Source organism: Thauera carbonicopians (genome assembly GCF_025699485.1).
In the GTDB taxonomy this organism is placed as follows: Bacteria; Pseudomonadota; Gammaproteobacteria; order Burkholderiales; family Rhodocyclaceae; genus Thauera.
This window is the reverse complement of sequence record NZ_JANUXN010000009.1, coordinates 50,380-73,363: the sequence shown is the minus strand read 5'-3', so window position 1 is coordinate 73,363 and position 22,984 is coordinate 50,380. Positions and strand designations below refer to the sequence as shown.

General features: G+C 66.9%; 20 protein-coding genes. 5 read left to right on the top strand and 15 right to left on the bottom strand.

Translation table 11 applies throughout. The features are described 5' to 3' along the window. The first annotated feature begins 160 nt into the window (after positions 1-160). The gene (locus NX068_RS12895) at positions 161-1,258 is read left to right on the top strand and encodes a porin (protein ID WP_263461669.1); all 1,098 of its coding nucleotides are present in this window, start codon (positions 161-163) and stop codon (positions 1,256-1,258) included. 86 nt (positions 1,259-1,344) lie between these two features. On the opposite strand, the gene NX068_RS12890 is transcribed toward NX068_RS12895, so the two are convergent. Next, on the bottom strand, positions 1,345-2,664 hold the full coding sequence (locus NX068_RS12890; protein WP_263461668.1) for a DUF4160 domain-containing protein: 1,320 nt from the start codon (positions 2,662-2,664) through the stop codon (positions 1,345-1,347). A gap of 149 nt (positions 2,665-2,813) precedes the next feature. Here NX068_RS12890 and NX068_RS12885 point away from each other — a divergent pair, with 149 nt between their 5' ends. After that, positions 2,814-4,082: an OprD family porin gene (locus NX068_RS12885; RefSeq protein ID WP_263461667.1), complete on the top strand. Its 1,269-nt coding sequence runs from the start codon at positions 2,814-2,816 to the stop codon at positions 4,080-4,082. A gap of 124 nt (positions 4,083-4,206) precedes the next feature. After that, positions 4,207-5,058 (top strand): RNA polymerase sigma factor RpoH, encoded by an 852-nt coding sequence (rpoH, locus tag NX068_RS12880; RefSeq protein WP_263461666.1) that lies wholly within the window; start codon positions 4,207-4,209, stop codon positions 5,056-5,058. Positions 5,059-5,150: 92 nt separating this feature from the next. Here the strand turns inward: rpoH and NX068_RS12875 are convergent, their stop codons facing one another. From NX068_RS12875 to coxB, 11 genes are all read right to left on the bottom strand, one after another. Continuing rightward, positions 5,151-5,753: an SCO family protein gene (locus tag NX068_RS12875; protein ID WP_263461665.1), complete on the bottom strand. Its 603-nt coding sequence runs from the start codon at positions 5,751-5,753 to the stop codon at positions 5,151-5,153. Between the two features lie 98 nt (positions 5,754-5,851). Next, a complete protein-coding gene (gene cyoE, locus NX068_RS12870; RefSeq protein WP_263461664.1) occupies positions 5,852-6,748 on the bottom strand; it encodes a heme o synthase in 897 nt (298 codons plus the stop codon). Then, entirely contained in the window at positions 6,745-7,854 is a 1,110-nt protein-coding gene (locus tag NX068_RS12865; protein WP_263461751.1) for a COX15/CtaA family protein, read from the bottom strand. The genes cyoE and NX068_RS12865 overlap by 4 nt, the downstream gene beginning before the upstream one ends. Continuing rightward, the gene (locus NX068_RS12860) at positions 7,854-8,519 is read right to left on the bottom strand and encodes a redox-active disulfide-containing membrane protein (protein ID WP_263461663.1); all 666 of its coding nucleotides are present in this window, start codon (positions 8,517-8,519) and stop codon (positions 7,854-7,856) included. The genes NX068_RS12865 and NX068_RS12860 overlap by 1 nt, the downstream gene beginning before the upstream one ends. Then, positions 8,488-9,324 (bottom strand): SURF1 family protein, encoded by an 837-nt coding sequence (locus NX068_RS12855; protein ID WP_263461662.1) that lies wholly within the window; start codon positions 9,322-9,324, stop codon positions 8,488-8,490. The genes NX068_RS12860 and NX068_RS12855 overlap by 32 nt, the downstream gene beginning before the upstream one ends. A 19-nt stretch (positions 9,325-9,343) precedes the next feature. Next, positions 9,344-10,219: a cytochrome c oxidase subunit 3 gene (locus NX068_RS12850; RefSeq protein WP_263461661.1), complete on the bottom strand. Its 876-nt coding sequence runs from the start codon at positions 10,217-10,219 to the stop codon at positions 9,344-9,346. 23 nt (positions 10,220-10,242) lie between these two features. After that, on the bottom strand, positions 10,243-10,467 hold the full coding sequence (locus NX068_RS12845) for a DUF2970 domain-containing protein (RefSeq protein WP_327084825.1): 225 nt from the start codon (positions 10,465-10,467) through the stop codon (positions 10,243-10,245). A 3-nt stretch (positions 10,468-10,470) separates the two neighbouring features. Continuing rightward, the gene (locus NX068_RS12840) at positions 10,471-11,070 is read right to left on the bottom strand and encodes a cytochrome c oxidase assembly protein (RefSeq protein WP_263461660.1); all 600 of its coding nucleotides are present in this window, start codon (positions 11,068-11,070) and stop codon (positions 10,471-10,473) included. Next, the gene (locus tag NX068_RS12835; RefSeq protein WP_263461659.1) at positions 11,067-11,183 is read right to left on the bottom strand and encodes a cytochrome oxidase small assembly protein; all 117 of its coding nucleotides are present in this window, start codon (positions 11,181-11,183) and stop codon (positions 11,067-11,069) included. Before NX068_RS12835 ends, NX068_RS12840 begins: the two co-directional genes overlap by 4 nt. A gap of 101 nt (positions 11,184-11,284) precedes the next feature. Beyond that, positions 11,285-12,865: a cytochrome c oxidase subunit I gene (gene ctaD / locus NX068_RS12830; RefSeq protein ID WP_263461658.1), complete on the bottom strand. Its 1,581-nt coding sequence runs from the start codon at positions 12,863-12,865 to the stop codon at positions 11,285-11,287. 37 nt (positions 12,866-12,902) lie between these two features. Beyond that, a complete protein-coding gene (gene coxB, locus NX068_RS12825) occupies positions 12,903-13,739 on the bottom strand; it encodes a cytochrome c oxidase subunit II (RefSeq protein ID WP_263461657.1) in 837 nt (278 codons plus the stop codon). A gap of 368 nt (positions 13,740-14,107) precedes the next feature. Here coxB and NX068_RS12820 point away from each other — a divergent pair, with 368 nt between their 5' ends. Both NX068_RS12820 and recQ read left to right on the top strand, forming a co-directional pair. Further along, complete coding sequence (locus tag NX068_RS12820; RefSeq protein ID WP_442806741.1) at positions 14,108-15,715, top strand: Na/Pi cotransporter family protein; 1,608 nt, start codon at positions 14,108-14,110, stop codon at positions 15,713-15,715. A 111-nt stretch (positions 15,716-15,826) separates the two neighbouring features. Further along, a complete protein-coding gene (recQ, locus tag NX068_RS12815; RefSeq protein WP_263461656.1) occupies positions 15,827-17,686 on the top strand; it encodes a DNA helicase RecQ in 1,860 nt (619 codons plus the stop codon). A 93-nt stretch (positions 17,687-17,779) separates the two neighbouring features. Here the strand turns inward: recQ and NX068_RS12810 are convergent, their stop codons facing one another. The 3 genes from NX068_RS12810 to NX068_RS12800 all read right to left on the bottom strand — a co-directional run bounded on the left by NX068_RS12810 (position 17,780) and on the right by NX068_RS12800 (position 22,980). Continuing rightward, positions 17,780-18,124, bottom strand: coding sequence for an FKBP-type peptidyl-prolyl cis-trans isomerase (locus NX068_RS12810; protein WP_004340455.1), 345 nt, complete (start codon positions 18,122-18,124; stop codon positions 17,780-17,782). A gap of 70 nt (positions 18,125-18,194) precedes the next feature. Further along, on the bottom strand, positions 18,195-18,779 hold the full coding sequence (gene msrA, locus NX068_RS12805; protein WP_442806737.1) for a peptide-methionine (S)-S-oxide reductase MsrA: 585 nt from the start codon (positions 18,777-18,779) through the stop codon (positions 18,195-18,197). 31 nt (positions 18,780-18,810) lie between these two features. Then, complete coding sequence (locus tag NX068_RS12800; protein ID WP_263461654.1) at positions 18,811-22,980, bottom strand: translocation/assembly module TamB domain-containing protein; 4,170 nt, start codon at positions 22,978-22,980, stop codon at positions 18,811-18,813. Between the last annotated feature and the right edge of the window lie 4 nt (positions 22,981-22,984).

The window sequence follows — 22,984 nt, the reverse complement described above, 5'->3', positions numbered from 1 at the left end:
TTGCATGCCCGCAACAGACTTGCCCTGAATGTGGTGTTTTCGCGCTGCGAGGCTTGCAAGGGCAGCGGCAGATTTGCAGAATCGCACCAACTTCTCGCCAGAGAGGTGAGTAGGGCCGAGGCAGATGCCAAGGTCTCAACTTCAATTTGAGGAGAAACAAATGCAGAAGAAACTGATCGCGCTGGCCATCGCCGGCCTGGTTTCGGCCCCGGCCTTCGCGCAGTCCAACGTCACCATCTACGGTGTGGCGGACGCCTATATCGGCTTCGGCAAGCATGATGACAACGATTTCCGTGGCATCGGCGACGGCGCCCTGTCGGGTAGCCGTCTGGGTTTCCGCGGTACCGAAGACCTGGGCAACGGCCTGAAGGCCGTGTTCGTGCTGGAGCAGGGTTTCGACATCGGCAGCGGTAACGACCAGATCGGCGGCAAGGCGCAATCGCGTCAAGCCTTCGTGGGCCTGTCCGGCGGCTTCGGCACCGTCAGCCTCGGTCGTCAGTACGCGCCGGGCTACTTCTTCAACTACGACGCCCTGGCTGGTGCTGCAATCAGCCCGCAATCCATCCTGTCGAGCCAGTCGGGCATGACCATCACCCCGAACACCCCGGCGCGCTGGAGCAATTCGGTGGCTTACACTGGCACCTTCTCCGGCCTGACCGCCCGCGCCATTTATTCGACCGGCACGGACTATACGGAAAACGCCCTCGGCGCTGGCTTCGGTGCCCGTCCTGCTATCGAACTGGGTGAGAAGCCGAGCGACGACGACGCCTACGGCTTGAGCTTGGACTACGCCAACGGCCCGCTGAAGGTCGGCGGTGTCTACCAAGTGGTCAAGAACGAGTACGCGGTTGCCGGTCTGGACGACAAGCAGAAGGAATGGGGTCTGGGTGCCAGCTATGACTTCGGCGTTGTGTCGCTGCACGCTTCCTACCAGTCGGTTGACAACATTTACGGCTCGAAGAATGACGACGCCGATCTGTGGCAGGTTGGCCTGATCGTCCCGGTCGGCGCCGCGGGTAATGTCCATGTCGCCTATGGCCAAACCAAGCTCGACTGGTCTGACGGTTCGGACGACAAGGCCAAGTCCTACACCCTGGCCTACACCCACGCGCTGTCGAAGCGCACCACTGCCTACGCTGCCTTCAACCGCACCGATAACGACAATGGCTTGACCATGGGTCTGGTGGGCGCTCAGGCTGGCTCCACCGGCGGCGACAACTCCGACCTGTTCGCCATCGGCGTTCGCCACACCTTCTAATCTGTCCTCCCGACAGGTTTGAAAGCAAAACGGGCGCTTCGGCGCCCGTTTTTTCGTCCACGCCCTTCGCTCCATTTCACCTACCCTCACCGCAGCGGTTCGACCCTGAAATACTCGCCGGTCTGCCTGCCTAAGTACCAATTGGCCATTAGCTCTTCCCGGTGGATTTCGATCCACGCATCGACGAGCACCCGCTTGCTGCGCGGCAATTCGCCGAACAGAAGCTGATTCGACGCGATGTCGAAACCCGCTTCGAGCCCCTGCCAGATGGCAAGCACGAAAGGCGCGATGTCCTGCCGCGGCCTGGGCAAGGCGAAGGCGATGACGACACCATAATAGGCCGAGACCGGCCGGAGAGCCGTACCGTAGCGCGGCTGCGCGGGCGCCCTGGTGTGAAGGTGCGCGATGTCCAGACCGGGGATATCGAAGCGGGCAATGGCTTCGAACAGAGGCTCGAGCGGATACTGCTCGTTGCCGTAGCGGCGGCTCGCCCGCGGTGCGGCATGGCCGGTCAGCGCGTCATGCACTTCCTCCTCCATGCCCACCGCGCGGCAAGTGTCCTTGAAAGTGTGGCGGAAGGAGTGGAAGACCTTGCGGCCGTCGCCGATGCCGACCTTTCTGCGCAGATAGCCTGAAAAGAAGGTGCTGAAGTAACCGCCGAGCTTGCCGCGCGGATTCGGCCGGAGATCGGGAAACAGCAGCCCCACCCCCTGCCGGCCGGCAAGGTAATCCAGGAAGCCGCAATCCAGCAGCGTCGCATGGAGCGGAATCCGCCTGCGCGAAGCCGGGTTCTTGAGCTGCGCATGCCCGGCGTCGTCGCTGATCTGCAGGTAGTGCCCCAGACCCTGGGCATGGCGCACGTCGCTGACCAGCAATTGCGCCAGTTCCTCGACCCGCGCGCCGGTGAACAGGGCCAGCAGCGGCAGCCAGAACGCAGCCTCCCTGCCGCCACCTTTCGGGCGCTTGCCTGCCATGTGGATTTCAGCGCGGAACAGGCGGTTCAGATCGTCCGCGGTGAATGCGATGCGGGCTTTACGTGGCACCGCTTCCTGCATTCTGAGTTCGGCAGCCGGATTCGACGCTGCCAGTTCATGATCGACCGCCGTTCCGAACAGGGTCCTGATGATGCCCAGCTTGTGCCTGACGGTGACCGGGCTCTGGCGCGATGCGAGCAGGTGGTCGCGGAAAGCCAGCAGATTCCTGCGGCGCACATCCGCAAGCGGCATCCCGCCGGCGAAGGCGGTGAAGGCATCCAGAACCTTGCGGTACTTGGCGACCGTCGCTGCCCGGCGGCCGGGCGACGAGCGCTGCCACAGTTCGAACAGCAGTGCATAGGCGTCGGTAGCAGCCGTTGCGGCCGGCGATTGCTCGATCACGTGGCACTGCCTCGTGTCCATGTTCCTCATTACTGCCTCCTGGCGTCGTCAAAGAAGGCCGGGAGGCTAAACATCCGGTTCCCCTGCGGCGAAGCATGCGAAAATCGCGCCCGGGGAGATCGCGGCTGCATTCGATGCAACGCATCCGCCACACATCAAACAACAGCAAGGAAAAAACAATGACGTCGAAGAAATGGGCGTGTTCGATCGCCCTCAGCCTGGCGGCCACGGCCCCGGCAATGGGCGCAGGCCAATCCGAAGCGCGCGGCTTCATCGAGGACAGCTCGCTGGACCTGTTCCTGCGCAATGCCTACATCAGCCGTGATTACAAGCAAGGCAGACAGGACAAGGCCGAATGGGGCCAGGGTGCAGTGCTGAACTTCACTTCGGGCTTCACCCAGGGCACGGTCGGTTTCGGCGTCGATGCCTTCGGCCTGTATGCCGTCCGCCTCGACAGCGGCCGCGGCCGGGCGGGCGCAGCGGGCATCGACTTCTTCCGCGTGGACAACAATGGCGACGTCGAGCGCGATGTCGCCCGGGCGGGCGCCTCGATCAAGCTGCGCTTCTCCAACACCGTGCTCGCCTACGGCGATCTGCGGCCGACGCTGCCGGTGCTCAACCACGACGCCTCGCGCCTGATGCCGGAAAGCTTCACCGGCACGATGATCACCTCGAACGAAATCGAAGGCCTGACGCTGCATGCCGGCCGCTTCCACGCCGAAGCGCGCAAGAGCGACGAAAGCCGCGACGGCGGCGGCTTGAAGGCCATCGACCTAATCGGCGGCCGCTACCAGTTCAACGAAGTGTTCAGCGGCGCACTGTATGCATCGGACATCGAGGACGTGCTGAAGCGCCAGTACATCAACCTGAACTACGTGCGCCCGCTGGCGCAGGGTGATTCGCTCACGCTCGACTTCAACGGCTACAACACCAAGCAGGACAGGAAGTTCGACGCCGACGAAGGCAAGAACCGCATCTGGAGCCTGGCCGCGACCTACGCCACCGGCCCTCACGCCTTCACCGTGGCGCACCAGCGCAGCAGCGGCGACGTCGGCTTCAACTACGGCTTCTACCAGGACGAAGGCTGGGTGGGCAACGGCGGCAGCACGATCTTCCTCGCCAACTCCTTCTGGTCCGATTTCAACGCCAAGGACGAGCGCTCCTGGCAACTGAGCTACGCGGTGGACTTCACCGAATACGGCGTGCCCGGCCTGAGCTACGTCGTCGCCTACGTCCGCGGCGACAACATCGACGCCGGCGCGCCGAGCCGCGGCAAGGAACGCGAATGGTTCAACCAGTTGAGCTACAAGGTGCAGAGCGGTGCGGCCAAGGATCTGAGCATCCGCCTGCGCGCGTCCTTCCTGCGCGTTTCGGAGGACGCCCGCGCCTATAACAGCGAAGGCAACGAGATCCGCGTGTTCGTCGACTATCCGATGAACCTGTTCTGATCGATACGGCGGCAGGGTGCCGGATGATCGGCGCCCTGCCAAGAACAGCACGGAACTCCCTCCCGCATTTAGCACTCTCAAACCGCGAGTGCTAAAATCGAGCACACAAGGAGGACACAAGCCTATGTCTCAAGCCCTGTCGTTTCCCGTTCCCGCCGCCGGCAGCCTGGATCAGTACATCCAGAGCGTCAATCGCATGCCCATGCTCAGCGAGCAGCAGGAAGTGGAACTGGCAACGCGCCTGCGCGAGCAGGGAGACGTCGACGCGGCGCGCCAGCTGGTGATGTCGCACCTGCGGGTGGTGGTCGCGATCGCACGCGGTTACCTGGGCTACGGCCTGCCGCACGCCGACCTGATCCAGGAAGGCAACGTCGGCCTGATGAAGGCGGTGAAGCGTTTCGACCCCACGCGCGGCGTGCGCCTGGTTTCGTTCGCGATGCACTGGATCAAGGCCGAGATCCACGAATACGTGCTGAAGAACTGGCGGCTGGTGAAGATCGCCACCACCAAGGCCCAGCGCAAGCTGTTCTTCAACCTGCGCAGCCTGAAGCAGGACGCCGGCACCTTGAATCCGGTCGAAGTCGATGCGATCGCCACCCAGCTCGGCGTCAAGCCCGAGGAGGTGGTCGAGATGGAAACCCGCCTCGGCGGCCGCGACATTCCGCTGGAAGGCAGCGGCGACGATGACGACGAGCGTTTCGCGCCGATCGCCTACCTTCCCGATCCGCACGCCGAACCTTCCGAGGCGCTGGCCCGCACGCAGCTCGCCCACATGCAGGACGTCGGCCTGCGCAATGCCCTGGCCAGCCTCGACGACCGTAGCCGCAACATCGTCCAGCGCCGCTGGCTGGCCGAAGGCGACAGCGCCACGCTGCACGAACTGGCGGCGGAATACGGCGTCTCCGCTGAACGCATTCGCCAGATCGAGGCCAAGGCGATGCAGAAGATGCGCGGCATGCTGACCGACGCTGTCTGAATTGCATTCTCGGCGCATCAATGGAAACGGCGACCCTGAGTCGCCGTTTCTCGTTTACCGTCAGCGCATTCGCTGGCCCCACGTTCGCTGGCTCATTTCCCCGCCAGCAGCGCCGCAATGTCGGCCGTGACCTCGGCTGGTTCCGCTCCATGCTTCATGTACAGGCGCAGCCGGCCCTGCGGGTCGAACACGTAGGTGCCGGCCGAGTGGTCGACGGTGTAATGGCCGTCGAGATCGCCGCTCTTGCGGTAGAAGACGCGGAAATCCTTGGCAACCTCGGCGATCTGCTCCGGCGTGCCGTACAGCCCGAGGAAGCGCTGGTCGAACACCGGCACGTATTCCGCCAGCAGCGCCGGCGTGTCGCGTTCGGGGTCGACGGTGACGAACAGCACCTGGACCTTGTCGCCATCGGCACCGAGCTGCTGCATCACCATGCTCATGTCGGACAGCGCAGTCGGACAGACATCCGGGCACTGGGTGTAGCCGAAGAAGATCGTCACGACCTTGCCCTTGAAGTCCGCCAGCGTGCGCTCCCGGCCATGATGGTCGGTGAGTCGCAGCTTCTGGCCGTACTCCGCGCCTGTGATGTCGGTGCTGTGGAAGACGGGCGCAGGAGGCGTGCAGGCGGCGAGCAGGCCGAGCGCGAGCAGGGGCGCGGCCAGCGGACGCAGGAAACGGGCAAGGGAAAGAGACATCGGGCACCTTGATGCTGCTTGTTCGGTCAGCGCCCGATGATAGACGTTCGCGGCACACCGGGGACAGCCCGTGCGTCAAGCTGCCGCACCCGGACGCATCACCAGGGCAGGTAATGATCCACCAGCAGCGCCGCGAACAGTCCGAACAGGTAGACGATGGAAAAGCGGAAGGTGCGCCGCGCCAGGGTATCGCTGTAATCGCGGTACAAGCGCCACGCATACAGGATGAAGCGCAGGCCGAGCCCCACCGCCACACCGAGATAGAGCGCGCCGCTCATGCGCGTGGCAAAGGGCAGCAGCGTGACGCCGAACAGGATCAGCGTATACAGCAGCACCGACAGCCGGGTGAATTCGGCACCGTGCGTCACCGGCAGCATCGGCAGCCCGGCACGCGCGTAGTCGGCAGTGCGATACAGCGCCAGCGCCCAGAAATGGGGCGGCGTCCACGCGAAGATGATGAGGAACAGCAGCAGTGCATCGGCATTGACTTCGCCCGACACCGCGGCCCAGCCCAGCACCGGCGGCATCGCGCCCGACGCACCGCCGATGACGATGTTCTGTGGCGTATGGGGCTTGAGCAGCACCGTATACACCACCGCATAGCCGATGAAAGTGGTCAGCGTCAGCCACATCGTCAGCGGATTGACCGCCTGGTGCAGCACCATCAGGCCAAAGCCGCCCAGCATACCGGCGAACAGCAGCACCTCGGCGGGCGCCAGATCACCACGCGGCAAGGGGCGGCCCCGGGTCCGCGCCATGCGGGCATCGATCTGGCGTTCGATCAGACAGTTCATCGCTGCCGCGGCGCCGGCCACACAGGCGATGCCGAGCGTGGCAGCAAACACGGTCAGTGCATCCGGCAGCCCCGCGGGCACGGCGAGGAACATGCCGATCACCGCACAGAACACGATCAGCGTGTTCACCTTGGGCTTGGTCAGAACGTAGAAAGCGCGCAGACGGCCGGCACGCGCCGCTCCCAGGGCAAATGTCTTCATGGCCTCCCCTCCTCGAACACGACCGGCAGTGCACCGTGACGCCGCCGCGCTGGCTGCACCACGACACCCGGCGCAGCCAGCCGGAAATTCACCCACACCATGATGCCGACCAGCAGGGCGGCACCCGCGTTGTGCGCCGCCGCCAGCGGCAGGGGCAGCGACAGCAGCACATTGGCGATGCCCAGCCCGATCTGCAGCACCAGCGCCGCCAGCAGCGCCGCACCGGTATCGAAAGTGTCACGCCGCCGGCACAGCGTCCAGCCCAGCAGCAGCAGGGCCCCGCCTGCCACCAGCGCGCCGATGCGGTGCGACCAGTGGATAGCGGTGAGCGCGGCGTTCGACAGCAGCTCGCCATCGGCCGTCATGCCCAGCTCGCGCACGACATGGAAGGCATTGGCGTAGTCGGCCTCGGGTGAAAAGCTGCCGTGGCAGGTCGGGAAATCCATACAGGCGAGTGCGGCGTAGTTGGTGCTGGTCCAACCGCCGAGGGCAATCTGGATGACGAGCAGCACGAAGGCCAGCCGCGCCCCGGCCGACAACATTGACGTATATCGAGGATGATCGCGTTCAGGACTGCCATATCCCCAACCGTCCTGGCTCACCCTTGCATGGGCCTGCCCCGCACCACAGGCTCGCAGCGCCAGCCAGGCCAGCAGCGCCAGCGTGGTCAGCCCGCCGAGCAGGTGTGCAGTGACGATGGCCGGCTCCAGCAGCAGCGTCACCGTCCATTTGCCGAGCAGGCCCTGGAACACCACCACGCCGACCAGCGCCAGCGCCACCCCGGGCGCGGCGCGCGGATGGCCGCGCAGGCGCCATGCCAGCGCGGCAATGGCAAGGATGAGCAGGCCGAGGCTGGCGGCCAGATAGCGATGGATCATCTCCTTCCACGCCTTCGGCAGGCTGACCGGCCCGTGGGGTTCGGCGGCATGCACGTCGCGGATGACGTCGGCCGCATGCGCCGGCGTCAGCTTGCCATAGCAGCCCGGCCAGTCCGGACAGCCGAGACCGGCATCGGCCAGACGGACGTAGGCACCGAAGACGACGACGATGAAGGTCAGCAGCAGCGCCCCGAGTGCGAGCCGGCGATACCAGGCGAGCATGGCCATCACGGCCGCTCTCCCCTGCCCAGCGCCGAGTACTTCAGCAGGCGCTGCAGATCCTTGGTCAGCGCGCGCGCCGCTTCGGTGACGTCGAGCCGGTCGTCGAAACGCATCATCACGTTGCCCAGGGGATCGACGAGGTAGATCGTCCCCGTCAGGCTGCCGGACGCCGGCGGCGGCAGCGCAGCCAGCCAGCCGGCATCGGCACGGGCGATGTGCAGCACATCGGCCAGCAAAGCACCGGGCAACTGCCCCTCGGCCGGCTTGCCGCCGTCGGTCAGCAGCCATACGCGGGCGACGCGATCCATCTCGCGGGCCTGCGCCAGGCGTGCCTGGCGTGACACGTAGAGCGCGCGGGCACAGGCGCTGTCGCAGATCGAGGGCGCCGCGAGCAGCAAGGTCCAGTGCCCCTGCAGGTCAGCGCGGCTCAGCTCCGGCTGGCCGCCGATGCCCGGCAGGCGGGAATCCGGCAGCGGCACGGGTTCGAGCAGGATGCCGTTGTTCACCCGCCCCTCCGGCTGCCAGACGTAGAACATCAGGTAGGACGCGAGCACCGGCAGCACACAGACCAGCGCGAGCAGCAGCAGGGTGCGGCGCGCCCTGCTTCGCTCCTTGGGCGCAAGCGCGGAGCGGCTGTGTTCAGCGTCCGGCGAGGCGAGGCTTCCGTTCATCGTCGGGTCTCCGCAGGAAAAGGCGCCAGGCATGGGCGCAGCTCAGCACGGTGGCGAGCACAGCCAGCGCATACCACTGAAAAGCGTAGCCATGATGGCGTTCGATGCCGGCCGACGGCGCCGGCCAGTCGCGCACCAAGCCATCGGCCGATGCGGAGGTCTGCAGCACCAGCCAGGTGGCGAAGCATGCACCCGCGTGTTCCCTCTCCCCCGCCCGCACGCTGCAGAGCGGCAAGCCCGGGCGCCCCGTCTGCCCTGCCACGCCGCCGCCGATGTCCGTCCGCGCGGCCAGTTGCACAATGTCCAGCACCTGCCACAAGCGGCCCTGTGCAAGCTCGCCGTCCCGCGCCAGCGTGAAAGCCCCTGCTTCCGGTCTCTGCATCCGCCCTTCCAGCGTCACACGCCCCGGCTCGGTCGGCACCGTGGGCAGGATCGCGCGATCGGCGCCGGCCGGCACCCAGCCCCGACTGACCAGCACCACGCCGGAGGCGTCGGTCAGGCGCAGCGGCATCAGCACCTGGTAGCCGGCGCGGCCGGCATGGGTGCGGTTGTCGAGGAAGATGCCCGCCGCCGGCAGCCACTCGCCTTCGAGCCTCAGGCGCTGGCCGGACATCGGCTCTGCGCCTTCCGCCAGGCTGTCGAGCGCCAGCGCCGGACGCCGCGCGGCGGCGTCGAGCACTGCCTGCAGCGCCTGCTTTTCCTCGGCGCGGCGCAGTTGCCAGTTGCCGAGCGCCAGCGTGACGGCGGCCACCAGTGCGCCTGCCAGCAAGGGCAGCAACAGGCGGAAGCGGGCAGCGGCAGGCATCGCATCGGCTCCCAGGCGGCTATAGCAGGTAGACGACGACGAACAGGATCAGCCATACCACATCGACGAAATGCCAGTACCAGGCCGCAGCCTCGAAACCGAAGTGGTGCTGCGGACTGAAATGGCCTGCCAGCGCGCGCGCCAGCATCACCGTCAGCATGATCACGCCGATGGTGACGTGCAGGCCGTGGAAGCCGGTGAGCAGGTAGAAGGTCGCGCCATAGATGCCGCTGTCGAGCCGCAGATTGAGCTCGGCATAGGCATGCCCGTATTCATAGATCTGCAGGCCGAGGAAGATCAAGCCGAGCACGATGGTGGCGACCAGCCCCGCCTTGAGCTGGCCGCGCCGCTCGGCGCGCAGGCCATGGTGCGCCCAGGTCAGCGTGACACCCGAAGTCAGCAGGATCAGCGTGTTGATCGCCGGGATGCCCCAGGCACCCATCGGCGTGAAGGCCTCTGCGCCGCTCGGCGTATAAGGCCCGGCGGTGGGCCAGACACTGCTGAAACCCTGCCACAGCAGCGTCTCGTTGTCGCCCGAGGCCAGCCAGGGCACGGACAGCACGCGGGCATAGAACAGCGCGCCGAAGAAGGCGGCGAAGAACATCACTTCCGAGAAGATGAACCAGCCCATCGACCAGCGGAAGGACAGCCCCACCCGCCTGCCGTAGCGGCCGGACTCGGATTCGCGCACCACCTGGCCGAACCAGCCGAACAACATGTAGATCAGGATCGCCACGCCGGCAAAGAAAACCCACGGCCCGGCCGGCACGTCGTTGAGCCACAGTGCGGCCCCGGCGCCGAACAGCAGCAGCGCAACCGAGCCGAAGATGGGATAGGTCGACGGTTCGGGCACGAAGTAATGGTCGAACCCCCGAGCGGCTGTTGTCTGACTCATGGCTTTCTCCCTGTTCGGTGCCGCTAGGCGAGCACCACCTGTACCACGACGACGATGGTGATGATGAAGATCGCCCCCGCCAGCACACCGGCGGCGACCACGGCGAGCGGATTCAGCGATCCGGCGTCGTCCAGATAGGCCTGCCGCTTGCGCACGCCGAAGAAGGACCACAGCACGGCGCGCATCGTCGCCCAGAAACCGGCCTGGCGCGGCGCTCCAGGCGTGGCTTCGTCGCGCCCCGTGCCCACCGCTCAGCCTCCCGACACCGGCGCTGCAACCGTCGCCGCAGCCGCCGTGTTGCGCCCCTGCAGCTCGAAGAAGGTGTACGACAGCGTGATGACCGTGACGTCCTCCGGCAACGCGGGGTCAATGACGAACACCACCGGCATGACGCGGCGCTCTCCCGGCGCCAGCGTCTGCTGCGCGAAGCAGAAACAGTCCAGCTTGTTGAAGTGGCGCCCGGCGACCTGCGGACCGTAGCTTGGCACCGCCTGGCCGGTGACCGGCACGTCGCGCGTGTTCGACACTTCGTATTCGACCTGGACCAGTTCGCCCGGATGCACCTCGATCGAGCGCTGCAGCGGCTGGAAGCGCCACGGCAGATCGTGCAGATTGGCATCGAACTGGACCAGGATGCTGCGGCTGGCATCGACCTGCGTATTGCCCACCGCACGCGCACCCTGCTCGGCTTCCGGGCGCAGGAAGTTGTTGATGCCGGTGACTTCGCAGATCTTTTCGTAGAAGGGCACGAGCAGGAAACCGAAGCCGAACATCGCCACCGCCGATATGGCCAGGCGCAGCAACAGGCGGCGGTTGTCCGCGGCGAGGCGACGCTTCGCATGCGCAGTCATTGGCCGAACACCTTGTACTTGAGGATCACGAAGACGAAGAAGGCGAAAGCGACCGCAGCCAGCACCAGGCCGATACGCCGGTTGGCTGCCCTGCGGTCGTCGCTGCGCGTCATGTCGTCCATCCTCGTTTTGCTGGCGGTGAGGCGGAGAGCAAGCCTCCCTCTCCCGATCGTCTCCACCCTCGCTCCCCGCTCACCCCGAACCCTGCACCGGCTCACTTCACGACCGGCGCCTCCTCGAACGTGTGATGCGGCGCCGGCGAAGGCACTGTCCATTCCAGCCCCTCGGCACCTTCCCAGGCACGCGCTGCCGCACGCTCGCCGCTGCCGCGCGCGCACTTGACCACCACGGCAATGAAGATCAGCTGTGACAGGCCGAAACCGAACGCACCGATCGTAGCCATGGCATTGAAATCGGCGAACTGCAGCGCATAGTCGGGAATGCGGCGCGGCATGCCGGCGAGGCCGAGGAAATGCATCGGAAAGAAGGTGATGTTGAAGAACACCATCGAACACCAGAAATGCAGCTTGCCGAGACTCTCGCTAGGCATGCGGCCGGTCCACTTGGGCAGCCAGTAATAGGCGCCGGCGAACAGCGCGAACAGCGAACCCGCCACCAGTACGTAATGGAAGTGCGCGACGACGTAATAGGTGTCCTGTACCTGGATGTCGATCGGCGCGATGGCGCAGATGAGGCCGGTGAAGCCGCCGATCGTGAACACGAAGATGAAGCCGGTGGCCCACAGCATCGGCGTCTCGAAAGTCATCGAGCCGCGCCACATCGTCGCCACCCAGTTGAACACCTTCACACCGGTGGGCACCGCGATCAGCATCGTCGCATACATGAAGAAGAGCTGGCCTGCGGCCGGCATGCCGGTGGCGAACATGTGGTGCGCCCACACGACGAAGGACAGGATGGCGATGGAAGCCGTGGCATAGACCATCGAGGCGTAACCGAACAGCGGCTTGCGCGCGAAGGCGGGAATGATCTGGCTGACGATGCCGAAGGCCGGGAGGATCATGATGTAGACCTCCGGGTGGCCGAAGAACCAGAAGATGTGCTGGTACATGACCGGGTCGCCGCCGCCCGCGGCGTTGAAGAAGCTGGTGCCGAAATGGCGGTCGGTCAGGATCATCGTCACGGCGCCGGCCAGCACCGGCATCACCGCGATCAGCAGGTAGGCGGTGATGAGCCAGGTCCAGCAGAACAGCGGCATCTTCATCAGCGTCATGCCGGGCGCACGCATGTTGAGCACCGTGACGACGATGTTGATCGCGCCCATGATCGAGCTGACACCCATGATGTGGATGGCGAAGATCGCCATGTCCATGCCCATGCCCATCTGCACCGACAGCGGCGCATACAGCGTCCATCCGGCAGCGGAGGCGCCGCCGGGCACGAAGAAGGAGCCGAGCAGCAACAGCGCGGCCGGCGGCAGCAGCCAGAAGCTCCAGTTGTTCATGCGCGCGAAGGCCATGTCGCTGGCGCCGATCATCAGCGGAATCATCCAGTTCGCGAAGCCGACGAAGGCCGGCATGATGGCGCCGAACACCATCACCAGGCCGTGCATGGTCGTGAGCTGGTTGAAGAACTCCGGCTCCACGACCTGCAGGCCGGGCTGGAACAGCTCGGTGCGGATCGTCAGCGCCATCACCCCCCCGGACAGGAACATGATGAAGCTGAAGATCATGTACATCGTGCCGATGTCTTTATGATTGGTCGTCGTGAGCCAGCGCATCAGGCCGGTCGGACCATGGTGGTGCTCCTGAAGCTGATCATGTGTGACGGCGGCCATGCGGAGGTCCTCCTGTCAAACTGCGGCGGAGTAGCGATTACAGGGCTGGCGACTGCGGCGCCAGCGATACCTGCTCCGCACCCGCTGCCGCTGCCTGCTGCTGTACCCACTCGGTGTACTTCTCGGCCGACAGCACATGGACCTCGATCGGCATGAAGCCGTGATCGCGGCCGCACAGCTCGGCACAGTTGCCCCGGTAGACCCCTTCCTTATCGGCACGGAACCAGGTGTCGCGGATGAAGCCGGGAATGGCATCCTGCTTGACGCCGAAGGCCGGCACCCACCACGAATGGATGACGTCGTTGGCCGTCAGCAGCACCCGCACCTTCTTGCCCACCGGCACCACCAGCGGCCGGTCGACTTCCAGCAGATAGGCTTCGCCCTTGGGTGCGCCGCCTTCGATCTGCTCGCGCGGCGTGGACAGGCTGGACAGGAAGCGGATGCCTTCGCCTTCGCCCTGCAGGTAGTCATAACCCCATTTCCACTGGTAACCGGTGGCCTTGACCGTGATGTCGGGATTGGAGGTGTCCTTCATCTCGATCACGGTCCGGGTCGCGGGCCAGGCCATGCCGAGCAGGATCAGGATGGGAATGACGGTCCAGGCGATCTCGACCGCGGTGTTCTCATGGAAATTGGCAGCGACCGCACCCCTGGACTTGCGGTGGCGGAGCACCGCCCAGAACATCACGCTGAACACACCGATGAAAATGACCAGACAGATCAACAGCATCAGGGTATGCATGTCGTGGATCTGCTCGGCGACACCGGTGACCGGCGCCTGGAGGTTGTAGCGCGCAGGAGCGTCCTGCGCAAATGCAGGACAGGACAGGCCAACGGCTAGCAGAGCACCCGTGATGCGACTGACACGTTCCATGACCACCCCCTACACACCGCAGTTTTGGTCTGTGCGATTGATGGTGCCATAGCAAAAATCATATTCGCAACACGGGGTTATGATAAAAATCAATTTATTGCATTGCGGTATCTGCTAGATGCCGTGAAGTGCCTGCGCTTCAGCCACGACTTCGGGGTTTTCCCATAGGGCCGTTTCTCGCGACGCAACAATACGCCACGGCTATGTGCGCCCGCCTTCGCGATACCGGGCTCGCTTTGCGGCGGCCGGCATCGGTATTACGCTTGGCCGTCCGCAAACCATGCCGGAGAACCGTCCTGGAAACCGCCGCCACGCCCTTCGCGCTGTTCGCCGCACTCATCGGCGGCATCGGCCTGTTCCTGATCGGCATGAACATGATGACTGAGGGTCTGAAGCTGGCCGCCGGCCGCGCGCTGGAAGGCCTGCTCCAGCGCGGCACCGCCACGGCTCCGCGCGGCCTGGCGGCCGGCTACCTGATCACGGCACTGGTGCAGTCGTCCACCGCCGTCACCGTTGCCAGCATCGGCTTCGTCAACACCGGCCTGCTGCCGCTGAAGAATGCCTTGTGGGTCATATTCGGCTCGAATCTGGGCTCGACGATGAACGCGTGGCTGGTGGCAATACTCGGCTTCGGCTTCAAGATCGACACCTTCTCCCTGCCCTTCGCCGGTATCGGCGCCATACTGATGCTGGCCGGCCGGACGCTGCGCGAACGTTCGCTGGGGCAGGCGCTGGCCGGCTTCGGCATCCTGTTCCTCGGCATCGGCGTACTCAAGGATGGTTTCTCCGGCATCGGCGGCATGGTGGACCTGCAGGATTTCATCGCCCCGGGCCTTGCCGGCTGGCTGATACTGATCGGCATCGGCACGCTGCTCACCGTCCTCATGCAGACCTCGGCGGCAGTCATCGCCATCGTCATCACGGCGGCGCAAGGTGGCCTGCTGTCGGTGGAGGCGGCTTGCGCGATCGTGATCGGCACCAACATCGGCACCACCTCCACCGCCGTGCTGGCGGCCATCGGCGCCACCGCCGCAGCACGCCGACTGGCGGCAGCGCACGTACTGTTCAACGTGGTGACCGGTATCGTGGCGCTGTTGCTGCTGCCGCTGCTGATCGGCCTAGCGGACTGGCTGCGCGGCGTGCTCGAACAACCAGCGACGCCGGCGCTGATGATCGTGCTGTTCCACACCACCTTCAACGCACTCGGCGTGCTGCTGATGGTACCGCTGGCACCCGGCATGCCAGGCCTGCTCGAGCGCCTGTTCCGTACCCGCGAAGAAGAGGCAGCCCGGCCGCAGCATCTGGATGCGAACTCGCTGACGATCCCCGATCTCGCCATGCGCGCGCTGCGCCTGGAGTTGTCGCGCTCGCAGGAATTCGCCATTGCCGGGCTGGCAGCCATCACACGCCAGCCACCGGACGAGGCGGGCGTCAGGCGCGAAACCTCATCCTTGCAGGCTCTGGCGCCGGCGATCAGTGACTATGCCCATCGGCTCAGCGGCGCACGGCTTCCGCCGGCACTCGTCGAGCAACTCGCCCACAGCCTGCGCACGCTGCGCTACCAGGAGACCGCCGTGGTGCTGCTGCAGGAAGCAGCCGGCCTGGCCGGAGAGCTGGATCTCCCGGACTCGACGGTCCCGGGCTTTCGTACCGAGATCGAAGCCTTCCGCCACGCCCTCACCAATCTGGCCGATGCTGCCGTCCCCCTGCACGACGGTTTCAGCCCCGGCGCGGTATCGGTGCGCCTCGACGAAATGGAAACGTCCTATCAGGCCCTGAAGGAAGCCCTGTTCCTCGCCGGCGCGCACGCCCGCCTGGACATCCGCACGATGCAGGACTGGTTGCGGCTCGCCAGCCTCACCCGCCGCGCCGCGCGGCAGATCGCAAAAGCCGCACGCATGATCGCGGCCCTGGGAGAAGGCAGTTCGGCTGCAGAGGCGGCACAGAGCACGGAGGCCGAAGAAGGCACGGACTGAGCCGGGCGCACGTTCTTCCACGCCCCTTTCCTGCGAGAAAATTTGCAGACGTCATGAAATCAGCCTGGCCTGCCACCATGCCAGGACCGCGAAGCCGGTACAATACGCGCCATGGACACCGCGTTCGCCCCTTCCCCGGCACCCCGCTTCCCTGCCCGCGCCGGCGGCGCCTTGCACATCCTCGAACACGTCTTCGGCTACGCTGCCTTCCGCGGCGAACAGCAGGCCATCGTCGAGCACGTGGCGGCCGGCGGCGACGCGCTGGTGCTGATGCCCACCGGCGGCGGCAAGTCGCTGTGCTTCCAGATCCCCGCCTTGCTGCGCGAAGGCACGGCGATCGTGGTGTCGCCGCTGATCGCGCTGATGCAGGACCAGGTCAGCGCCCTGGTCGAGGCCGGCGTCGGCGCCGCCTTCCTGAACTCCAGCCAGGACATGGAGGCCGCCCGCGCGGTCGAGCGCGCGCTGTATGCCGGCGAACTCGAGCTGCTCTACGTCGCGCCCGAGCGCCTGATGACGCCGCGCTTCCTCGACCTGCTCGACCATCTGCGCGACACCGGCCGGCTGGCGCTGTTCGCCATCGACGAAGCGCACTGCGTCTCGCAATGGGGGCACGACTTCCGCCCGGAATACCTGCAGTTGTCGATCCTGCCGGAGCGCTACCCATCCATCCCGCGCATCGCGCTGACCGCCACCGCCGACCGCCAGACCCGCGAGGAGATCGCCCAGCGGCTGAACCTGCAACACGCGCGCCGCTTCGTCTCCAGCTTCGACCGGCCCAACATCCGCTACACCATCGTCGACAAGGACGATCCGCGCCGCCAGTTGCTGCACTTCATCCGCGAGGAATGCGCGGCCGAGGCCGGCATCGTGTATTGCCTGTCGCGGCGCAAGGTAGAGGAAACCGCAGCCTGGCTGCAGGAACAGGGGCTGAAAGCCCTGCCCTACCATGCCGGCATGACGCAGGAAATACGCGCCGAACACCAGACCCGCTTCCTGCGCGAGGACGGCCTGATCATGGTGGCGACGATCGCCTTCGGCATGGGCATCGACAAGCCCGACGTGCGCTTCGTCGCCCACCTCGACCTGCCGCGCTCGATCGAGGGCTACTACCAGGAAACCGGCCGCGCCGGCCGCGACGGCCTGCCGGCACAGGCGTGGATGGCCTGGGGCGCACAGGACGTGGTGCAGCAGCGGCGCATGATCGACGAATCCGAAGCCAGCGAGGAATTCAAGCGCCTGGCGCGCAACCGGCTCGACGTGCTGGTCGGCCTGGTCGAGGCCACCACCTGCCGCCGCCAGCACCTGCTGGCCTACTTCGGCGAGGACTCCGGCCCCTGCGGCAACTGCGACAACTGCCTGAATCCGCCGCAGACCTGGGATGCGACCGAAGCCGCGCGCAAGGCGCTGAGCTGCGTCTACCGCACCGGCCAGCGCTACGGCGCAGGGCACCTGATCGACGTGCTGCGCGGCGAGCTGACCGACAAGGTCGTCGAACGCGGCCACCAGGACATCACCACTTTCGGCATCGGCAGCGAGCTGGACGAAAAGCGCTGGCGCACGATCTTCCGCCAGTTGGTCGCGCGCGAATTCGTCGCCGTGGACCACGAGCGCTACAACGCGCTGCGCCTGACCGATGCCGCGCGTCCGCTGCTGCGCGGCGAAGCCGAATTCCATCTGCGGCTGGAGCGCGAAAAGAGCCGCAGCCGCGGCAAGCGCCGCAGCGCAGCGCCGCTCGACATCCCGGGCGGCATCCCGACCACGCTGTTCGACCGCCTGCGCGCCTGGCGGGCGGCGACGGCCAAGGAACGCAACGTACCGGCCTACGTCGTCTTCCAGGACGCCACGCTGCGCGAGATCGCCATCACCCGGCCACAGTCACTGACCGAACTGGCCGGCATCAGCGGCGTCGGCGACCGCAAGCTGGAAGCCTACGGCGAGGCCATCCTCGGCATCGTCGCCGAGACGACCTGAGAGACGCGGCTACCAGCCACATGGAAACGGGGCACGATCCGTCGGATCGCACCCCGTTTCCTGGAACTACGGGAACGCTCTGCGGCAGGCCGCTTACAGCACCTTCAGCAGTTCGACTTCGAACACCAGCGTGGCGTTGGGCGGGATCACGCCGCCAGCGCCGCGGGCGCCATAGCCCAGTTCCGGCGGAATCGTCAGCTTGCGCTTGCCGCCTTCCTGCATGCCCTGCACGCCTTCGTCCCAGCCGCGGATGACGTGGCCGGCGCCGAGCGGGAAGTTGAACGGATCGTTGCGATCCTTCGACGAATCGAACTTGCGGCCGTCGGTCAGCCAGCCGGTGTAATGCACCGACACCATCTTGCCCTTGACGGCGGTTTCGCCGCTGCCGGTTTCGATGTCGTCGATGACGAGGCCGCTGGCGGTGGTGGTCTGGGTCATGCGCTTCTCCTGCTCCGGGGGATAAAGGCTGGGATTCTACCTGCCGCTGCGGCCTTCCTGCCGCCGCCCGTCATCGTTCGCGGCGGCGGCCGGCGAAGCGGCGGCCGGCGAACCGGGCGCGGAACTTCGCCAGCTTGGGCGCCACCACCATCTGGCAGTACGGCTGCTCGCCGTTGCGGGCGAAGTAGTCGTGGTGCTCGACTTCGGCCGGCCAGAATGCAGGCGCGGCTTCCACCGTGGTGACGATCGGCGCGGCGAAGACCTGCTCCGCTTCCAGTTCGGCGATCATCGCCAGCGCGGCCTGGCGCTGCGCTTCGCTGGTGGCGAAGATCGCCGAGCGGTACTGCGGGCCGCGGTCGTTGCCCTGGCGGTCCGGCGTGGTCGGATCGTGGATGGCAAAGAAAACATCCAGCAGCTCACGGTAAGTGATCACTGCGGGGTCGAAGTCGATCTTCACCACTTCGGCATGTCCGGTGGTGCCGGTGCAGACCTGGCGGTAGCTCGGCGAGTCGACATGGCCGCCGCAATAGCCGGACATCACCGCATGGACGCCTTCGACTTCGAGGAAGACCGCCTCCAGGCACCAGAAGCAGCCGCCACCGAAAATGGCGGTTTCCAGCCCCGGATTCACGTTCGTTTCAGTCGTCATGATCATGCCCCCTTGCTTGGCAGATCCGCCGGCACGCTCAGCGGAAGGAAAAACCGTAATGGAGATCCAGCGAAGTATCGGTGCCGCCGCGCGCCACCACCGACAAGCGCCGCGACAGTTGGTAGCTGAGCTTGACCAGGGTTTCGGCGCCGCCCAGGCTCTGCTCGAAGGACAGGAACAGGTCGGGACTCAGGCGCTTGCCCAGGCTCAGCACCTGGCCAGCCACCGACGGGTCGCTGGCGACGGTCGAACCGCTGCCGAGCACCCGGCTGCTGGCTGCGCGCGAAGTGCTGTTGAGCTCGCCCTGGCCGATCGAGAAGCTGTCGAAGCCCAGGCTGCGCGACAACTCTTCGGTCATGCCGCCGCCCGGGCCGCCGAGCAGGGCCTGCGCAGCCGGCAGCAGCAGGCCGAGGTCGGCACCGGAGCCGGAATCGGGCGCGCGGCCGAGCACGATCCACGACAGTTTGTCGGGGTCGGGCACGTTCGGCTCGGACACCAGCCGTATCTGCGGCCGCTTGGCGCTGCCGCTGACGGCCACGCCCGCCTCGACCGCCAGGCCCTTGCGCAGGGCGACGATGTCCAGCCCCGGCGCGTCGAGCGGCCCCTGGAAGTTGACCACGCCGCGGTCGATGACGAGGCTCTGGCCGTAGCCGCGATAGGAGCCGCCGACGGTGGCGATGCTGCCGATCGCCGACATCGGCAGGCCGGGGCGCATGCGCAGCTTCAGTTCGCCCGCCAGCCGGGTCTCCAGCCCCATCGCCGACAAATAGAGCGCATTGCCCAGATTGACGCCGATATCGGCGGTGAGCGCGAAGCCGCCCTCGGCCGGCTTCTCGTCGCGGCCGAGCACGACGACGTCGTCCGACAGGCTGGGCGGCGGCGTTTCGGCAAATTCGATGTAGCCGGCATCGGTACGGAAATCCGCATTCAGCACCAGTGAGGTCCAGGTGCTGCGCGCCGTGCCTTCACCCGACAGCAGCATCCAGCGGTCGTCGCGCTGCAGCAGCGGCAGGCGGTCGGCGCGGAAGCTGAAATCGCCGTCGCCGCTGTCGAGCTTCACTTCGCCGCTGGCGGTGAACGTGCCCGGCGTCGCGGTCAGGCGATCGAAGGGAATGCGGTTCTCGCGCGGGCGCACGCGATTCGGCGACACGAAGGACAACCGGTCGAGACGCACGCGATCGTTGTCGAAGCTGGCATCGAATTCGCCACCGGACAGGTGCAGCCCCTGATCGACCAGCGCAATCTCCAGCGTGCGGCCGCTGACGCGGCCGGAAGCACGTGGCGCGGCCAGCGTGCCGCCCAGCTCGACGCTGCCCTTCAGGCTGCCGCCGGCTTCGATGCTCTCGGGCACCAGGCGGCCCAGCCAGCCGATCGAGGGTACGTCGAGCTCGGCCGAGCCCGCCAGCGCAGCATCCGGCGGCACCGACCACAAGCCGTCCGCGCCGCGCTGCGCCTGCAGCCCGGCATTGGCCTGCAGGCTGCCGATTTCGCTGCCGCGCGCCTGGGCCGTCAGGCTCAGGCGGTTGCCGCTGGCCTTCAGCACCGCCTCCAGCGTCTCCAGGCCGAGCCGGGTGCGGGTTTCGCCTTCGATGGTGATGTCGCCCGATTCACGGAACAGACGCGCCTGGCCGTCCAGTGTCGTGCCGACGCTCAGGTTCCAGTCGGCGCCCAGCACCAGCGGGCCGGGCCCCCGCCTCGGCTGGCCATCGGCGCGCGTCAAGGGGCCGAAGGCGAGGCCGGTCAAGGTCCCGCGCGCCACGCTGCGCTGCGGCGACCAGGCGGTCTCCTGCAGGTGCAGGCGGCCCTTTTCGCCCAGATCGAGCCGTGCCTCGCCGATGCTGGCGGCTTCCGGCGACAGATCGAGCCGTGCCGGCGCCAATAGCCGGGCGGCAAAGCGGCCGGCGCTCTCCAGTGCGCTCAGTTCGCCCAGCCAGCGCGGGCCGGGCCGCTGCGCGCTCGGCGCCTGCAAGCCGCCCTTCAGGCTCAGCTTCAGCGTGTCGCCGGCACCGTCCAGCTCCGGCGTGGCGAGATCGAGCTCGATGTCGTGGCGCGCCCGGGTGCCCGAGGCGGACAGGCGGGCATTGGCCAGCCAGTCGGCTTGCACCCTGCCATCGGCGTCCCTTGCGGTCGGCCCCAGCCCGGACAGCCCCATCGACAGCTGGAACGGACCATCGGCGCCGGCATCGAGCCGGCCGACGCCGTTGACGCCGAGCAGGCGCACGCCGCCCGGCAACCGCAGCGCCTCGCCGAAGAACTGCAGTTCGCCCGACGGCAGCTCCAGCGTGCCGCTCAGCCGTCCGCTGGCACCGGCCTTGCCGGCCAGGCCGTGGCCGAGGGCGTCGAGCTTCAAGGCGTCGAGGGCGAACTTGAGCACATCGCCGGGGGCGCCCCAGGCGCCTTCGGCCACCAGCGAGTTGCCGGCGATGTTCAGATCGAGCGCCACTTCGGGCAGACGCTCGCCCTCCAGCCTCAAGCGGCCCTTGCCGCCGAGCGCGAGATCTTCGAGGCGGCTGTCGGGAATCTGGAAGACGACTTGTACCGCCTGCGGCAGGCCGGCTTCCGGTAGTTCGCCGGAGGCATCGAGATCGAGATTGAGGCGTGCTTTCGGCGCTTCCGGGAGCAGCGCGCGCGGGTCGACTTCGCGCAGGCGGGCATTGACCGAAAAACGCCGTGGGGGCGCAGCGGCCACGGTTTCACCTGCGGCCGGAGCGCCGCCACCGGCCGCAGGTTTGCCGGCCGCCGAAACGTCGACCGCCGGGTCGCCGGCCGCAGCCTCTCCTGCCGCCTGCGCGAGCAGTTCGGCTCGCGCATCGATTCTGGCTGCGCCGAGCGTCAGCGCCAGCTCCGCCTGCTGGCGCTGCGCATCCGCCTCGGCGTCGATGCGGCCCGCCAGGCGCTGCCTGGGCAGGCGGGTATCGAGGGCACGGGTATCGATGCCGGCAAGCTCGAGCACGGCAACGAGTTGCCCGATGTCCGCCACCTTGGACTGCCCTGCTCGATCCGTCTCCGCGCCCGCATCACCGGCGGCCGGCGGCTGCCAGGCAAGCCGGCCGCCGATGCGGCCATCGCCCGGCAGGCGGATGTCGAGCTCGTCGACGTTGATCGCGGTGGGTTTCAGGTCCAGCCGGCCGGACACGGAGGCGACGGGAATGCCGCCCGCATCCACGGCTGCCGGCTGGCGATTCAGCAGGCGGAACGGTCCGGCCAGGTTCGGGCCGGCCGATTGCGGCTCGGCCGGCAGACTGCCGCCCTCGGCGACAGCCGCGAGTTCGGCTTCGAGCCGAAGCGCGGCGTGCGGCAAGCCTTCGACAAAAGCCGAAGGATCGATTTCGCCCGCCTCCAGCTTCAGCGCGCGCAGCGGCATCGGTTCGAAAGGCGCGGCTTCCGCCACCACATGGGCGTTCAGGCCTTCGGCAGCGGCCGTGAGCTCGACATGCGGTGCGAGCAGCGTACCGGAAGCGGCAAGCCTGGCCTCGAGCGGGCGCTCTTCGATGACGCCATCGAAACGGATGTCACCCGTCAGCGCGAAAGGCTTGAGGCCATCGAGCGCAGCTTCGAGCATGACCTCGCCCTGCGGCAACTTGAGCGCCAGTTCACGCACCTGGTGGTGCCTGCCGTCGCTGCCGAGCGCAGCGCTCAGGTCGGCGACCCAGAAGCCTGCCGTGGGCGGCGCATCGCCCGGCTCCGGCGCCCATTCGTGCAGCTCGAAACGTCCCAGCTCCAACCGGCTCAGTTCGATTTCGAGCGGAATCTGCAAGTCCTCGGGCGCCGCCAGCGGCTCGCGCTCGGTCTCGTCCTTCTCCTCACCACGCTGGGAGAAATCGATGCGTTCGACGGCAAGGCGATCGACGGCCAGCTTCCGCCCGAGCAGGGCCGCAGGCTGCCAGGCCAGCTCCAGCGTCTGCAGGTCCAGGCGCAGGTCCTCCGTGTGGTAATGCAGCGCGTCGATCTTCAGCGGCCCCAGCAGCCGGCCCTGCGCACCTTCGATCCGCAGCGCGCCGTCCGTCGCCCGCTGGCCGAGGGCGATCGCGGCGTCCAGCCCCGAGCGCGTGCCGAGCAGCCAGGCGGCCGCGCCCAGCACCAGCGCGACGACGACGAGTACGGCGATCAGCCCGCCGACCAGCCAGCCGCGCAGGCCAAGCCGGCGCCTGGCCGCCGGGGAGTGATTCGCTTGCTCGTTCGTCGAAGGCTGTTCCGGTTTGTCCATGCGT